The organism is Devosia sp. UYZn731 (assembly GCF_040546795.1).
GTDB lineage: Bacteria > Pseudomonadota > Alphaproteobacteria > Rhizobiales > Devosiaceae > Devosia.
This window is the reverse complement of record NZ_JBEPOL010000001.1, coordinates 157,448-172,889: the sequence shown is the minus strand read 5'-3', so window position 1 is coordinate 172,889 and position 15,442 is coordinate 157,448. Positions and strand designations below refer to the sequence as shown.

Genomic DNA, 15,442 nt, shown 5'->3' with positions numbered 1-15,442 from the left:
GGAGCTCGGAGCCGCCTATTGCTTATCTCAGATGCTGGCCTCCGAGTGCAGAGCGGCATAGAGGCCACCGGCCGCCATGAGCACGTCGTGAGTGCCTTGCTCGGCGATGCCGTCTTCAGTCAGCACCAGAATGCGATCCGCGTTGCGAACCGTCGACAGGCGATGGGCGATGACAATGGTGGTTCGCCCACCGGTGAGTTGGAGCAAAGCCTGCTGCACCGCCCGTTCGCTCTCGTTGTCCAGCGCGCTGGTGGCTTCATCGAAGATCAGGATCGCGGGGTCCTTGAGGAAAGCGCGGGCGATGGTCAGCCGCTGCTTCTGCCCGCCCGACAGTTTCACCCCACGCTGCCCGATATCGGTGTCGTAACCGCGGGGCAGGGCGGCGATGAAGTCATGCGCATTGGCCGCCCTGGCCGCCGCCACGATTTCGTCGTCGCTGGCATCGGGACGCCCATAGCGCAGATTATTCGCCACCGTGCCGCTGAACAGATAAACGTCCTGTTGCACCACGCCGATATTGCGCCGCAGCGAGGCCAGGCTGATATTGCGCACATCCACGCCGTCGATCTGGATCGAGCCGCCCGTAACTTCGTAAAAGCGCGGGATTAGCGCGCAGAGCGTGCTCTTGCCGACGCCCGATGGGCCCACCAAAGCGATGAATTCCCCCGGCTCGATGTCCAGCGAGAGCTTGCTGAGAACGTGTGCGCCGTCGTCATTGTAGCGGAAGCTGACGTCGCGGAAGCTGACGGCGCCGCTTGCGCGAGACAGATCGACTGCGCCAGGGCGATCCTCGATATCCGGCGCCACCTCGAGCAGTTCCATCGCGCGGACGAAGCCGGTATAACCCTCCTGCCAGAGCCGGACGAAATTGGCGAGACGCTCCACTGGATCGACCAGCACGGCAACGCAGAGCAGAAAAGTCAGCATGTCCGCCACGCTGAGGTCTGCCGTCAGCACCCGAATAGCGCCGACGACGATCACTAGCACGGTCACGAGTTGGGCGAAGGTGGCCGTCCCGACGGAGAACCAGGCCTCGCTGCGATAGCCGTCCTTGCGACTTTCGAGAAACAGCCCATTGGCTTCGTCGAACCGGCTGGCCTCAAGCCGCTCATTGGCGAACGATTGGACCACTCTGATGCCGGCCAGCGAATCCTCGACCCGTTCATTGACCGCTGCGATCCGCTCCTTGCTGGCCTGCAGGGCGATATTCATGCGTCGATTGAAGTGCAGCGCGTAGATCACCGCGAACGGTGTCAGCGCCGCGATGAGCCCGGTCAGCACCGGGTCGATGAATGACAGGATCAGTAGCGCGCCGAAGAACTTGAGCGCCGCGATGGCGAGATCCTCCGGGCCGTGATGATAAAGCTCGCCCAACCACAGGGAATCATTGGTGATCCGGCTCATCAATTGCCCGACGCGCTGGTTGTCGTAGAAGGCGAATGACAGCTTCTGGCAGTGCTCGAACAATTGCCGGCGGACCTCGCTCTCGATCTTGGCGCCCATCACATGGCCCTGGTAATCGACGAAGAACACCGCCAGCACCTGCAGCGCCAGCATGGCGAGCATCACCCCGCCCATCAGGTAAATCTGCCCGATGGCCTCGGGCGCTTGGGGCAATTGCAGCAAGCTCTTGGTGACGTAATTGGCGCAAAGCGGCAGTGCCAGCGCCGTCGCGGCAACCAGCAAGGCGCAGGCCAGATCGGCCGCGAGCAGCGGCAGGTGGGGCCGGTAATTCGAAAGAAATTTGCGCGCATGCGCGAACCGCGCGGCGGAGTCTCGCCGTTCGGAAGCTGCGTCGTGCGCCGACTCGTCGGCCGGTGAGGAAAGTTTGTCTAGGAAGCGGCTAGGGCCTGCATTTGCGCGCGACCTCGCCCAGGGGAACTGGAATTGCATAAAGCGTCATGTCCTGTTGATGAACGGCTCCTTTCTGATTGGACACGAAGGTTTTCATCTTGCTCTCCCGGTGCGGATACTGCGGTCATTATGCCAAAGTGATCCGAACATCACAACCCAGCGGTTGCAGCGCCGATGAATTGCATTAAATTGTCTTGGCGGAGGTGGCTTGGATGACGAACCGAGTTCAGATCAAGGGCGCGACGAAGGGCTATAAGCGGGGGACGGTCTTCGAGATCGAGGGCCTTGGCTTTTGGGAGCAGACGAGCGGTCTCTACGTCTACCTCGCGCAGTTCAGGCCGGTGGGCGAACTTGAGGCAACCGGATCAAGCGGAAGCCTGAAGCTGGGCGGCATGGCCGATTGGGTGGACGTGAAGAAGGTGCCGAGGCCGGCGGACTAGGTCTCGACCGGCGCTTGAGCTAGGACGCGTTCCAGTCGCTGTCTATTTTAGGAATTGTCTGGAGGCCTCGTCCGGAATTGAACCGGAGTACGCGGATTTGCAATCCGCTGCGTCACCACTCCGCCACGAGGCCTCTAGGGCGCGCTATGTACGGCGCCCAAGGGGTTTATGCAAGATGTCAGAATGCCAATCGGCGATTTTCGGATGCTCGGTCCCACGTGGCATGCGGGCACAGCGGCCGCGCCATCCACAACTGTGATCGGGTCATGCCCAAAGTGGTATTGGTGGCTGCCGTTTTTGCGGTCATAGCTGCGGTAACAATGAGGACCGCGATGCCATCGACCCCTGATGCTGATTCCGTGCTGATCGATTCGGCGCTGTTGCGGCAAAATTGGTCATACCGGCATTTCATCTCGTCGCGCGTCCTGTCGTCCCTGGCGCTGAATGGCGTCACAGTGGCAGTCGGCTGGCTGATTTATGATCAAACCAACAGCGCTTTCGCGCTCGGCCTGGTGGGGCTGGTGCAGTTCCTGCCGGTGCTACTGCTGACCTTCGTGGTGGGCCAGGTGGCCGATCGCTACGATCGCCGGCGCATCGGGCTGATCTGCCAGCTTATCGAAGCCGTCACTGTTGCCACCATGGCGCTGGGCGTATGGCAGGGCTGGCTGGGCACGACCGGCATTTACGTCGGCATGGCGGTGCTGGGCTGCGCCATCGCCTTCGAGCGGCCCACCATGGCGGCATTGCTGCCTGGTATCGTCCCGTCCAGCATGTTGCAACGCGCCATCGCCACTTCGACCTCGTTCATGCAGGGCGCCATCGTTGTGGGGCCCGCCTTGGGCGGTCTGCTCTACGGCGTCGGCCCGGTTATACCATTTGGCGTCTCGGCCCTGTTTTTCGCGGGCGCGGCCTTCAACGTCATCCGCATCCACCGTCCGGCGGCCGTGCAGGACCGGGAGCCGGTGACGCTGCAATCGGTCTTTGCGGGCGTGGGCTTCATAAAGAGCCGGCCGATTATCCTCGGCACGCTGTCGCTGGACCTGTTCGCCGTCCTGCTGGGCGGCATTACCTCGCTGCTGCCGATCTTTGCGCGCGATATTCTGCATGCGGGGCCCTGGGCGCTGGGCTTCCTGCGCGCGGCGCCCGCCGTCGGGGCGTTTTCGATGTCGATCTGGCTGGCGCGGCATCGGCTCGAACGCAATGTCGGGCAGACCATGTTGATCGCCGTCGCGGTGTTTGGCCTCGCCACCATCATCTTCGCGCTTTCGACCAATATCATCCTGTCGGTGGCATTGCTGGTGGTGCTGGGGGCGTCCGACACGGTGAGCGTGGTTATCCGCAGCTCGCTGGTGCAGTTGCTGACGCCCGATGCGATGCGCGGCCGCGTCAATGCGGTCAATTCGCTGTTCATCGGCGCCTCCAACCAGCTCGGCGAATTCGAGTCCGGCATGGTCGCGGGGCTGCTCGGCCCGGTCGGCGCCGGCATTTTCGGTGGCGTGGGCACCATCCTGATCGTGCTGGCCTGGGCCCGCATGTTCCCCGCTTTGCGCAAGGTGCAGACGCTATCGGGGTGAGATGGATCAAGGTGTTACGGCAAAATCCGGAATCAAGTTCTGATCCTATCTATCTTGCGCGTGGCCGATATGGTTCAATCGCACAGCCTTTTTGTCGCGCCCTGACAACACCAGCTTGCAAGCGCACGACGCGGGGGATATTCACAACCGGCATATGAACTCGGCAGGGGGCTGCGACGCAATGGTTGACTACGAACTCGCGCGTAAACTGATGGTCGACAATCAACTGCGCACCCATCACGTGACGGAGCGCCGGATTTTGGCGGTCATGGGCCGGGTGCCGCGCGAACTGTTCGTGCCCGAGGCACGCAAGGCCATTGCCTATATCGATGATACCCAGCCGCTTGGCACCGGTGCGCGCTTCATGGCGCCGCCGTCGCTGCTGGCCAAGCTGGTGCAACTGGCCGAGGTTCAGGCCGGGGACTACGTGCTCGATATCGGAGCCGGCACCGGCTATTCGGTCGCGGTTCTGGCCGGCCTTGGCGCCAACGTGCTGGGGCTGGAAGAAGACCCGGCTTTGGTCTCCGCGGCCAATGCAAATCTCGCTTCGCTGGGTGTCGCCAATGGGCGTGTGACCAGCGGGTCGATTGCTGACGCCAGCGGCGTTTTCGATGTGATCGTGTTGCAGGGCGCCGTGGAAACCGTGCCGCCGGAACTGTTTGCGCGGCTTAAGGACGGTGGGCGCTTGGTGGCGATGATCCGTCACGGTGCTGTTGCGGTGGCTAATGTTTATGTGAAGGCGGGCGCTGCGGTAACGGCCCGTGCCGAGTTCAATGCCAGCCTGCCGCCGTTGAGTTCGACGCGGCCGGCGGAACAATTCGTTTTTTAACTATCCTGGCGGATGATACTGTTGCGTCTTAGGCACGACAGCCAATTATCTCGCGGTTGGAATTTTGCTAAGGACTGCCAGGGCTGGCCGCAAGGCCCAACTCGCGGCATAAGAGTATGGAACTGGAGAGCTGGTCATGTACCCAATGCGTGTTTTAATGGCGGGGGCCATGGCCGTCGCTTTGGGAGCGCTGCCCGTCGCGGCGCAGGCCGAAACTTTGGCTCAGGCGCTGGCCAGCGCCTACACCAACAACCCCAACATCGAATCGGCGTTGCTCAGCGTGAAGTCTGCTGCCGAGGATATCGCCCTGCGCGAAGCCGGCAAGCGCCCCACGATCGGCGCCAACATCACCGGCGACTATAGCTGGTCGGTGGCCAATGGCGGTTATCAGAGCGATACCGGCCTGACCGGCGGCCTCAGCTATAACCAGACGCTGTTCGACAATTTCAAGACCGACGCCGAGATTGAACAGGCCCGCGCGCTCTCCGATTTGAGCGGCCAGGCGCTGCGCAATGCCGAGCAGAACGTGCTGCTCTCCGTGGCCCAGGCGTATATGAATGTTATCCGCGATACGCAGTTGGTCGCGTCGCGCCAGGAAAGCATCTCCTTTTACGACGCGCAGTTGAAGTCTGCCAATGACCGTCTCGACGTGGGGGAGGGCACCAAGATCGACGTGGCGCAGGCCACCGCACGCCAAGCCCAGGCCGTCGCCTCCTATCGTGCCGCGGTTGCCAGCCTGCAGACCAGCCAGGCCAGCTACCAGCGCTGGGTTGGCCACAAGCCGTCGAACCTCACCTCCAATGTCGGCTTCGGCTTCATGGTTCCGGCCAGCATTGACAGCGCCATTGCCAGTGCCGAAGAGCGCCATCCGGCCATCCTGAGCGCCAAGGCAGCCATTCGCGCCGGCCAGGCGGGCACCGATGGGGCCCAGGCCGCGTTCGGCCCGACGCTGGATTTGATTGGTTCGCTCTGCGGCATTGGTTGCTTCGGCAATACCGGCCAGCAGGGCGTCAGCGGTTCGGTCCGACTGTCGCTGACCATCCCGATCTATGCCGGCGGCGCACTTGGCGCCAGCGTACGCAAGGCCAATATCGAGCAGATCAAGAGCGAAGTCGACGCCATGGCGACCTATGACGAGGTCCGCGAGGCTGTCATCACGTCCTGGTCGACACTGCAGAATGCTTCTGCCCAGATCACCTCGGCAGAAGCCAGCGTCGCGTCTGTGCAGCAGGTGCTCAATGGCGTGATCCAGGAACGCGATCTCGGCCAGCGCACCACGCTTGACGTGCTCGACTCGCAGGCCGAACTGACCACCTCCAAGGAGGCCCTGATCCAGGCCAGCTCCAGCCGGGTCATCGCCATGTTCACCCTGATCGCCGCCACCGGGCGCCTTTCGGCCGCGGAGCTCAAGCTGCCCGTCTCGCTCAAATCGGGCGACAACTACACGTCTACCGTCGAAGACGTGTGGCAGGAATTGCGAACCGTCGCCGACTAGCTTTGCTGGCTAACACGATTTGCAATCCACAATTGGTGGCCGGACATTGTCCGGCCACAAGTTTTAGTGGAAGACCCTGTGGTTCTGAACGATCACGATTCCTTAATCTTCCCGCTCGGTCTAAGGTGGTTGGGACGAATCAGGCGGCCACGTTGCGGATGGCCGCCAGCACGATGTCTGCAGTGAGTAAGAGGCACCGATGAATAAGCCTGCCCCCAAAGAGCCGTCGATGGATGAAATTCTGTCGTCTATCCGGCAGATCATTGCTGACGACGATGCGACCGTGCCGCGCCGGCCCTCTGCCCAGGCAGCGCCGCCGCCGATGCAGGCAACTCCGGCCCGGCCAGCCCTGGCGCCGGCCCCCGCTGCCAATCGCGATCTCAACGACATGCTCGAGGATGTCGAGCCGCTGGCGCTGTCATCGTCGCAGATTCTTGACGACCAGGACGATGATGATCCGATGGCAGGCTTGAGCTTCAATCCGATCGCCGCCGTCGAAGAGGAAGAGCCGATCGCCTTTGCGCCGCGCGCCTTCGTTCCGCCTGAACTGGTCGAGGCCGAGGACATCACCTTCGATATCGCCGAACCCGAGCCGGAAACCTCATTTGCGGCCTTCCTGGCTCCCGAGCCAGAGGCGACTTTCGAGGCTGAGGCCGAGGAGCCCGCGTTCACCGCGCCGCCCGCTGCTGCCTTCCGTCCGCAGCCTTCGGTTGCACAGGCCGCACCAATGCCCGATCCGACCCTGAGCTCCGATATGGCCGAACAATTGATTGAACCTGCGACCCAGTCGGCCGTCCGCTCCTCGATCACCAAGCTGAACCGCATGGGCCTAGGCAATTCCGGCGCCACGATCGAGTCGCTGATGCGCGACATGCTGCGCCCCATGCTCAAGGAATGGCTGGACGAAAATCTGCCATCCGTCGTCGAGCGCATGGTGGAAAAGGAAATCGCCCGCGTCTCGCGCGGCGATTGATCCTTCCTATATCTTGAGCACATGCGCGTCGCTGTTGACCCTGCGGCGCGCATTTGCTTGAAGTCTGCCCAACCCTTTGAACCGGCCCGCCGCGTCACCAGACTTGGCGGGTTGTTGCCGTTGTGAGTGACGTGATGATCGAAAAGAATTATGAGCCGGCCGCCGTCGAGTCCCGCATCTATGCCGACTGGCTGAAGGCCAATGCCTTTGCCGCCGGGGCAGGGGCTGCCGAAGGCGCCGAGACCTTCACCATCGTCATCCCGCCGCCCAACGTCACCGGTTCGCTGCATATCGGGCACGCGCTCAACAATACCATCCAGGACATCCTGGTTCGCTTCAACCGCATGCTCAAGAAGGACGTGCTCTGGCAGCCGGGCATGGACCATGCCGGCATCGCCACGCAGATGATGGTCGAGCGTCAGTTGATGGAGCGCCAGCTTCCCGGCCGCCGCGAAATGGGCCGCGAAAAGTTCCTGGAACGCGTCTGGGAGTGGAAAGCCGAAAGCGGCGGCACGATCTTCAACCAGCTGCAGCGCCTCGGCGCCTCGGCCGATTTCAGCCGTGAACGCTTCACCATGGGTGAAAACGGCGCGCCTGACGACCAGATGGTCCGCGCAGTCACCAAGGTGTTTGTCGAACTGCACAAGCGCGGCCTGATCTATCGTGCCAAGCGCTTGGTCAACTGGCATCCGGGGTTGGAAACAGCCATTTCCGACCTTGAAGTCGAGAACATCGAGATCAAGGGCCACATGTGGCACCTGCGCTACCCTCTGGCGGATGGCGTGACCTACCAGTTCCCCATCGCCCATGACGAGGACGGCAAGCCCACCGAGTGGGAGACGCGCGACTATATCATCGTCGCCACCACGCGCCCCGAGACCATGCTGGGCGATAGCGGCATAGCCGTTCATCCCGACGACGAGCGCTATGCCAGCCTCGTCGGCAAGTTCGTCGACCTGCCGCTGGTGGGCCGGCGCATTCCGATCGTGGCTGATGACTATGCAGACCCCACGCTGGGCACTGGCGCGGTCAAAATCACCCCGGCGCATGATTTCAACGACTTCGAGGTCGGTGTTCGCAACAAGCTCGAGCAGATCAATGTGTTCACCACGAACGGCTCGATCGTTCTGGACGAGTTCATCCCGGCCGCCTATCGCGGCATGGATCGCTTCGTCGCGCGCAAGGCTATCGTCGCCGACCTGACGGCGCTGGCGGAGGAAAATCCGACCCGTGGCCTCGATCACATCGAGGACAAGAAGATCATGGTGCCCCATGACGAGAAGTCCAAGCTCGTCGTCATCGAGCCCTTCCTGACCGACCAGTGGTGGGTCAAGGCCGATGTGCTGGCCCAGCCGGCAATGGCGTCCGTGCGCGAAGGCCGCACCAAGTTCGTGCCGCAGCAATACGAAAACACCTATTTCGCCTGGCTGGAGAACATCAAGCCCTGGTGCATCTCGCGCCAGCTGTGGTGGGGCCATCAGATCCCGGCCTGGTACGGCCCGGACAATCATGCCTTCGTCGCCTATGACGAGGCGGAGGCGCAGGCGCAGGCAACTGCGCATTACGGCGCGCCGACTGAACTCAAGCGCGATGACGACGTGCTCGACACCTGGTTCTCGTCCGCGCTGTGGCCGTTCTCGACGCTCGGCTGGCCCGATGAGACGGCGGAGCTGCGCCGGTATTATCCCACCGACGTGCTGGTGACCGGTTTCGACATCATCTTCTTCTGGGTCGCCCGCATGATGATGATGGGGCTGGAATTCCTTGAGGAAGAGCCGTTCCACACCGTCTACATGCACGCCCTGGTCCGCGATGAAAAGGGCCAGAAGATGAGCAAGACCAAGGGCAACGTCATCGATCCGCTCGAACTGATCGACCAGTACGGCGCCGATGCCACCCGCTTCACCCTGGCCGCCATGGCCGCGCAGGGCCGCGACATCAAGCTGGCGACCAGCCGCGTCGAGGGCTATCGCAACTTCGTCACCAAGCTGTGGAATGCCGCTCGGTTCCTCGAAATGAACGAGTGCTTCCGCGTCGCGGGTTTCGATCCCAAGGCGACCACGCTGCCGCTCAATCGCTGGATCATCGGCGCCACCGCGCGTGGTGCCGCGGCGGTCACCAAGGGCATCGAGGACTACAAGTTCAACGAAGCCGCCAACGCTGCCTATGACTTCGTCTGGGGCACCTTCTGCGACTGGTATGTCGAATTCGCCAAGCCCGTCTTCATGGGCGAAAACGAGGCGGCCAAGGCCGAAACTCGCGCCACCGCCGCCTGGGCGCTCGACCAGATCCTGGCGATCCTGCACCCCTTCATGCCCTTCGTCACTGAAGAGCTATGGGCCGAAACCGGCAAGACCGGCCCGGCGCGCGAGAACCTGTTGATCCTGGGCCAATGGCCTGATCTGGCGGGCCTGGAAGACGCCGACGCCGATGCCGAGCTGTCATGGCTGATCGACGTCATTTCCAATGCGCGCTCGGTGCGCAGCGAAATGAACGTGCCGGCCAGCGCCAAGCTGTCGCTGGTGGTGGTCGGCGCGACGGAGACGACGCTGGCTCGCCTCGTCGCCGGCACCTCCCTGATAACCCGCCTGGCGCGGCTGGAGGACATCACCCCGCAGGCGACGACGCCGGCCAATTCAGCCCAGTTCGTCGTCGGCGAAGCCACCTGGGCGCTGCCGCTGGCCGATTTCATCGACCTGGCCGTCGAGAAAGCCCGCCTCTCCAAGGAAGTCGACAAGCTCAATGTCGAAGTCTCCCAGATCGACAAGAAGCTAGGCAACGAGCAGTTTGTCGCCAAGGCGCCCGAAGAAGTGATCGAAGAACAGAAAGCCCGTCGTCAAGCGGCCGTAGAACGGCGCGATCGTATCCTCGAAGCCCTCAAGCGTTTGAGCTAATACCACCATGGACGACATTCCGCGCGAGCCACCGGCCGATCCGGCAGTAGCCGGCACCATCGGCGCGGCCATGCTGCTGATTTTTGATGGCAAGGGCGGTGTCGTGCGCCAGGTGCCATCGGCAGACAAGCCGGTGGTGCCCGCACGAGGCTTCATTGTCGTCAGCGGCAAATCTAAGGAGCCGGCCTTCAAGGTCTGGCTCAAGGGCGAACTCGGCCCGTTCAATGCCGATCTGCTGACCGTGCCCAGCACCCGCTCGCGCTGCATCGTGCTCGATGACCGCGCCATGGTGGTGATGCGCGTTGCCCGGCCAGGCGCCGAGCCCGACGACATCGGCCGCCAATTGATGACGCTGTGGATCGAAAAGGGCAGGGTGATCATCTCCTCGGAGCTGAATATTCCCGAATTTCTGGGGATCACCCACTGGGAGCAATCCCATCACGCGCCGGTATCACCCGCGGACCTGGTGGCCCGGCTTGGCCTCCGCGCCGCCGACCGGCTCGAACCGCTGATCGAAATGCTGGGCGACAAGCTGGACGATATCGAGGAAACGTTGATCGTTCAGCATTCTTCCCAGGCGCAAAATCGGCTCTCGCACTTGCGGCGTACGCTGATCAGCTTCCGCCGCTTGGTCTGGCCGCAACGCGATATGCTCAATACGCTCGAAATCGAGGACCTCAGCTTCTTCACCACGCGCGACCGACTGCGCCTGCGCGAGGCCTCGGCGCGGGCGGCGCGGATCGGAGATGAGCTACAGGCCATGTCAGAACGGGCCGTACTGGTGCACGAACAGATCATCGACGCGCGCGCCGAGCAGATGAACAAGACCATGCTGGTGCTGGCCGCCGTAACCGTGGTGTTCATGCCGCTGACGCTGCTGACCGGCGTACTGGGGATGAACGTGGCCGGCATTCCATTTTCCGACAACAACCACTCGTTCTGGAGCGTCTGCGTCGGCCTGCTGTTGATCGCGCTCGGCCTCGTCTGGTGGATGCGCGGCAAGCGCTGGCTGTAGACCTTCGAAATCGACCTGGGTTTGAACGGATTTCGTTCATCCTCCATTCAACTTCTGTGACGATTCCGCAACAGCCCTTGCGATTCCATTTTCACACGTCTGTCGTCAATCATTTGGCGATGTTTCCCGCCACAATCTGACCCTAAACCAGAATGACAACGCGATTGGCGGGTGGCATCTGGGGATTGGTTCGACAGCGGGCCATCCTCACTGCAAGTCACGCCCATCCAAACTAAATGGCCGCTTTGTTCAATTGCTCTTTGCGATTGAACGACAAGAGGTTGAATGGGAATGCTGACAAACGGAATGACCTTCTATTGAGACCCTGGCAAACGTGCTTGGCCGCTTCTTTCGGACGCGATTGCGAGCCGGTGAAGAGGTCCGCTCAAATGCGGTCACAAACGCGGTTTACGAATGTCTTAACGCCAACCCTCTCTGCCATTCCGGCGGGCATGGGCTCGGTAAAAATGACGAGCGATATACGCGCCCAGCAGGGCGCGATGCGTAGCGAACAGAAGCTGCGCAGGCTCGATGGAAAGTTCGCCGGCTTTTGGGCTGGCAAAAGGAGTATGATGCGGGTCATTAGGGACCAATCCCTGATTTCCGCTACGGCGGCGTTGTTCATGATGACCATGTCGGTCACAATGGCACCCGCTTATGCGCAGACAGCGGCCGACGCCGCCCTTGGCATGGCCAATATGCTCGATGGGGCAGGCGGCGGCGTATCGCGCGACGACCTGCTCGGCGCGCTTGAGGATGCGGCTGATGCCGGCCAGCCCATGGCTATGTGGCAGCTCGGCACCATGTACGAAAACGGCGAGGGCGTGGAAAAAGACCAAGCCAAGGCCTTCGGCTATTTCTCCCAGATCGCCAACCAGCACGCCGACGCGGCGCCCAAGGGCATCGAGGCCGACATCGTCGCCCAGTCCTTCGTCAAGGTCGGCGAATATTACCGCGATGGCCTGCCGGGCGCCGGTATCCAGGCCGACGCCAACCGCTCGCATGCTCTGCTGTTACATGCGGCCTCGTATTTTGGCGATGCCGATGCGCAATATCGCGTCGGGGAACTGTATCTTGAGGAGGGCGGTCTCGGCATCAATCCGCTGCAGAGCGCCCGCTGGTTCTCGCTTGCTGCGCGCAAGGGCCACGCCCTGGCGCAAGCCAAGCTCGGCGACCTGCTGTTCAACGGCATCCAGGGCCTGGAGCCGCAGCCAGTCGAAGGCCTGATGTGGCTGACGCTGGCCCATAAGCGCGTCGCCGGCACTGCTGATGCTGATTGGGTTGATGAACTGCTCAACCGTGCGATGTCGGTCGCGACGGCCGATCAGCGCAGCGATGCAGTGAAGATGGCCGATACGCTCGGGACGCAGTTCGGCGGGCTATAGTTCCCCGACTGCCTCGATATCTACCCCCAACCACCGTCCTACCCGCGGACTTGATCCGCGGGTCTTTCGCCGCTTGTGCCCTGTTGGGAATGGCCCGCGGATCAAGTCCGCGGGAGGAATCGCTTGTGTGGCGATACGAAGGTATACACCGCGCCCGCCGTGGTGGCGCGCAGGGCGCCCTCCGGTCGCTCGGATAGTTTTTGCTGTGCCTCGACGCCGATCAAATACTCTGCCTAAGTGCTTGCATTTGGGGAGAAACAATTTTGAGCACTATCACGAAGTTCGTCGCAGCTCTGGCCCTGGCCGTGCCGCTTCTCTGCGCCGGGCAGGCATCGGCCGCGACCTATCAGTTGCCGATCGAAGGCGGTACCGCAATTCTGAAGATCTACTTGGATAACGGTGCGGCCCATCGCGTCGGCCAAAATCGCGATACTGTCGTCTACGAAATGGAGATGAACGGAAGCGAGTGCATCGCCGATCTTCGTTTGCAGTTTTCGGATAACGCCTCGCCACTGCGTGTCCAATACGATGTTTGCAGCGAAAAGGGGTTTGGCCTCACGATGACGACGATCCGATTCTAGCGGTCAGCATTCGGGCACTCGCGGAAAAAGCGAGGCACGCCGTCTCGGTTAGAAGCTAAACTGCCCCTCGACCGGCACGTGGTCGCTGGGCTTGTCCCAGCCGCGGACATCTTTGTGCACTGTCACGCCATCCAGCCGGTCGGCTGCTTGGGGCGATAGCATCAGGTGGTCGATGCGGATGCCGGCATTGCGGCGCCACGCGCCAGCCTGGAAATCCCAGAACGTGTAAACCGGGCCCGCCGTCGTCGCACGCAGGGCATCTGTCAGGCCCAGATTACTCAGGGTGCGGAAGCGTTCGAGGCTTTCCGGGCGATAGAGGGCGTCTCCCCACCAGGCTTCCGGGTCATGCGCGTCGATCGGCGCCGGTATCAGGTTGAAATCGCCGAGCAGGATGAAAGGCTCTTCCAATGCCAGGCGGCCTTCGGTGAACGCCGTCAGTCGCTCCATCCAGCGTAGTTTGTAGGGAAATTTCTCGGTATCGACCGGATTGCCGTTGGGCAGGTAAATATTGCACACGCGGATCGCGCCGGTTTCGACCGAGAACACGCCCTCGATCAGTCGGGACTGTTCATCGGCGTCGTCGCCGGGCAATCCGCGGGTCACCTCGTCGAACTTCACCAGCGACAGGATGGCGACGCCGTTCCAGCTCTTTTGTCCGTGGGTCTCGATATTGTAGCCCAGCGCCTCGATCTCGGCGCGCGGGAAGCCCTCGTCGACGGTCTTGATTTCCTGCAGGCAGACGATGTCCGGCTTCTCTTCGCTCAGCCATTGCAGCAACACGTCCAGCCGCGCCTTGATGCCGTTGATATTCCAGGTAGCGATACGCATGGCAGCGATTCCTCTTCTGGCCGAACCCTAGTGATGAGCGTGGAGGCCGTAAACCGCTCAGGCGTACACGGCCCGCAGGATATCGTCGCGGAAGGGGCCGTTGCAGCCTTCGAACGTGGTGTTGGTGCAGGTCACGATCGTCAAGCGATTGAGCGGATCGACCACCCAGTTATGGCCCCAGACGCCACCCCAATCGACTGTGCCCCTGGGGCCGGGATTGCCGGCGGCCTTGGGATCGTCCAGCACCGCGCCCAGAAATCCAAAGCGCTTGCCGGCATCGTGTGGCCGCCGTGGCAGGTCGCCGATCTGGTTGGCCAAAGCCGTCGCTACTGTCGCGGGGGCAAGCAGGCCCGGCTGGCTATTATAGACCTCGAGCAGTTTCATGACGTCATCAGCGGTGCCTGCCATTGCCGAGCCACCATTTTGGGCCGCCGCAGGGTTGAGGATGCGGCCGGGCGAGAACGTGCCGACCACATTGCCTTGATCGTCATGCATGACATGAGGCTCGCCCATCCGCACCGGTGGCTTGCCATCGGCATAAGCCGAGGTCAGGCGGGATGGGTCGGTAACGTAGAAATGCGTATCGGTCATGCCCAGTGGCTCGGTAACATAGGCCGCGATTGCGTCCTCGACATCCGAACCATTGATGGCCGCCAGCACGGCACCCAGCACGTCCAGGCTGGTGCCATAGTCCCACCCGGTTCCCGGCGCGAAAGCCAGCGGCTCCCGGGCGATATTGGTCAGCGTCTGTTTGAGCGAATTGACAATTCCCGCCGTGCCTGAGGAAGCGTCAGTGGGCATCCGGTCATAGGCGAGCCCCGACGTGTGGCTCAGCAGGTGACGGATGCGGATATCGGCGAGGCTGCCATCTGGATTGGCCGGCGTGAACCAGGGCAGGTAGCGCGTGACGCGGTCGTTGAGACCGATCAGCCCGAGATCGATCAATCGCAGCACCGTTGTCGCCACGATCGGCTTGGTCACCGATGCCAGGCGGAAAATAGAATTGCGGGCCATCGGCGTGCCGCTCTCGCGATCGGCAAAGCCGGCCGCCCGCGAATAGACGGTCTCGCCGTCCTTGTTGATCAGGATAACACAGCCAACGATCCGGTTGACCAGTGCAGCATCGATGGCTGCATCCACGCGTTCGACAAGGCCCATGATCGCTCCCCGCTTTTGGAGGGAGACGCTATGGCCTCAGTGCCGGCATTTCAATGTCTTTAAACGGCAAAACTCGTGCCGCATCCACAAGATGCGACCGCATTCGGATTCTTGATCTGAAATGACTGGCCGATCAGGTCGTCGGAAAAATCGATCTCCGAGCCGCCCATGAATTCCAGACTCATCGCATCGATCAGGACGGTCGCGCCGTTCTTGGCCAGCACGATATCGTCATTGGCCGGGGTTTCCTGCACCAGGTTGTACTCGTACTGGAAGCCCGAGCAGCCCCCCCCGGCAACGGAGATGCGCAACACCGTGCCTTCGGGCTCTTTGGCGAGAATGCGGGCGACGCGCTTGGCGGCGCGATCGGTCAATACGACATTGGGGAGTGCGAGTGCAGCTTCGGTCATCTGGAT

13 protein-coding genes and 1 tRNA gene are annotated in these 15,442 nt (G+C 62.1%); 9 read left to right on the top strand and 5 right to left on the bottom strand.

Annotation, left to right across the window (positions count from 1 at the left end):
- Positions 1–27 precede the first annotated feature (27 nt).
- A complete protein-coding gene (locus ABIB57_RS00775) occupies positions 28–1,893 on the bottom strand; it encodes an ABC transporter ATP-binding protein (protein ID WP_354037955.1) in 1,866 nt (621 codons plus the stop codon).
- A gap of 173 nt (positions 1,894–2,066) precedes the next feature.
- On the opposite strand from ABIB57_RS00775, the gene ABIB57_RS00770 reads away from it, so the two are divergent.
- Positions 2,067–2,294 (top strand): hypothetical protein, encoded by a 228-nt coding sequence (locus tag ABIB57_RS00770; protein WP_354037954.1) that lies wholly within the window; start codon positions 2,067–2,069, stop codon positions 2,292–2,294.
- Between the two features lie 59 nt (positions 2,295–2,353).
- Here ABIB57_RS00770 and ABIB57_RS00765 read toward each other — a convergent pair.
- Positions 2,354–2,427, bottom strand: a tRNA-Cys gene (locus tag ABIB57_RS00765).
- 199 nt (positions 2,428–2,626) lie between these two features.
- Between ABIB57_RS00765 and ABIB57_RS00760 the strand changes: the two genes are divergently transcribed.
- The 8 genes from ABIB57_RS00760 to ABIB57_RS00725 all read left to right on the top strand — a co-directional run bounded on the left by ABIB57_RS00760 (position 2,627) and on the right by ABIB57_RS00725 (position 13,040).
- Positions 2,627–3,868, top strand: coding sequence for an MFS transporter (locus ABIB57_RS00760; RefSeq protein WP_354037953.1), 1,242 nt, complete (start codon positions 2,627–2,629; stop codon positions 3,866–3,868).
- A gap of 181 nt (positions 3,869–4,049) precedes the next feature.
- Positions 4,050–4,697: a protein-L-isoaspartate O-methyltransferase family protein gene (locus tag ABIB57_RS00755; RefSeq protein WP_354037952.1), complete on the top strand. Its 648-nt coding sequence runs from the start codon at positions 4,050–4,052 to the stop codon at positions 4,695–4,697.
- A gap of 136 nt (positions 4,698–4,833) precedes the next feature.
- Positions 4,834–6,192 (top strand): TolC family outer membrane protein, encoded by a 1,359-nt coding sequence (locus tag ABIB57_RS00750; protein ID WP_354037951.1) that lies wholly within the window; start codon positions 4,834–4,836, stop codon positions 6,190–6,192.
- 199 nt (positions 6,193–6,391) lie between these two features.
- Positions 6,392–7,165 (top strand): PopZ family protein, encoded by a 774-nt coding sequence (locus tag ABIB57_RS00745; RefSeq protein ID WP_354037950.1) that lies wholly within the window; start codon positions 6,392–6,394, stop codon positions 7,163–7,165.
- Positions 7,166–7,299: 134 nt separating this feature from the next.
- The gene (locus ABIB57_RS00740) at positions 7,300–10,059 is read left to right on the top strand and encodes a valine--tRNA ligase (protein WP_354037949.1); all 2,760 of its coding nucleotides are present in this window, start codon (positions 7,300–7,302) and stop codon (positions 10,057–10,059) included.
- Between the two features lie 7 nt (positions 10,060–10,066).
- Positions 10,067–11,074: a CorA family divalent cation transporter gene (locus ABIB57_RS00735; protein WP_354037948.1), complete on the top strand. Its 1,008-nt coding sequence runs from the start codon at positions 10,067–10,069 to the stop codon at positions 11,072–11,074.
- 467 nt (positions 11,075–11,541) lie between these two features.
- Positions 11,542–12,459, top strand: coding sequence for a tetratricopeptide repeat protein (locus ABIB57_RS00730; RefSeq protein WP_354037947.1), 918 nt, complete (start codon positions 11,542–11,544; stop codon positions 12,457–12,459).
- Positions 12,460–12,722: 263 nt separating this feature from the next.
- A complete protein-coding gene (locus ABIB57_RS00725) occupies positions 12,723–13,040 on the top strand; it encodes a hypothetical protein (RefSeq protein ID WP_354037946.1) in 318 nt (105 codons plus the stop codon).
- A 48-nt stretch (positions 13,041–13,088) separates the two neighbouring features.
- On the opposite strand, the gene xth is transcribed toward ABIB57_RS00725, so the two are convergent.
- Genes xth through erpA form a run of 3 tightly spaced genes read right to left on the bottom strand, consistent with a single transcriptional unit; the run spans position 13,089 to position 15,436 of the window.
- Positions 13,089–13,868, bottom strand: a complete 780-nt coding sequence (gene xth, locus ABIB57_RS00720) for an exodeoxyribonuclease III (protein WP_354037945.1) — start codon at positions 13,866–13,868, stop codon at positions 13,089–13,091.
- Between the two features lie 57 nt (positions 13,869–13,925).
- Positions 13,926–15,026, bottom strand: coding sequence for a serine hydrolase domain-containing protein (locus tag ABIB57_RS00715; protein ID WP_354037944.1), 1,101 nt, complete (start codon positions 15,024–15,026; stop codon positions 13,926–13,928).
- 59 nt (positions 15,027–15,085) lie between these two features.
- The gene (gene erpA / locus ABIB57_RS00710; protein ID WP_354038728.1) at positions 15,086–15,436 is read right to left on the bottom strand and encodes an iron-sulfur cluster insertion protein ErpA; all 351 of its coding nucleotides are present in this window, start codon (positions 15,434–15,436) and stop codon (positions 15,086–15,088) included.
- Positions 15,437–15,442 lie beyond the last annotated feature (6 nt).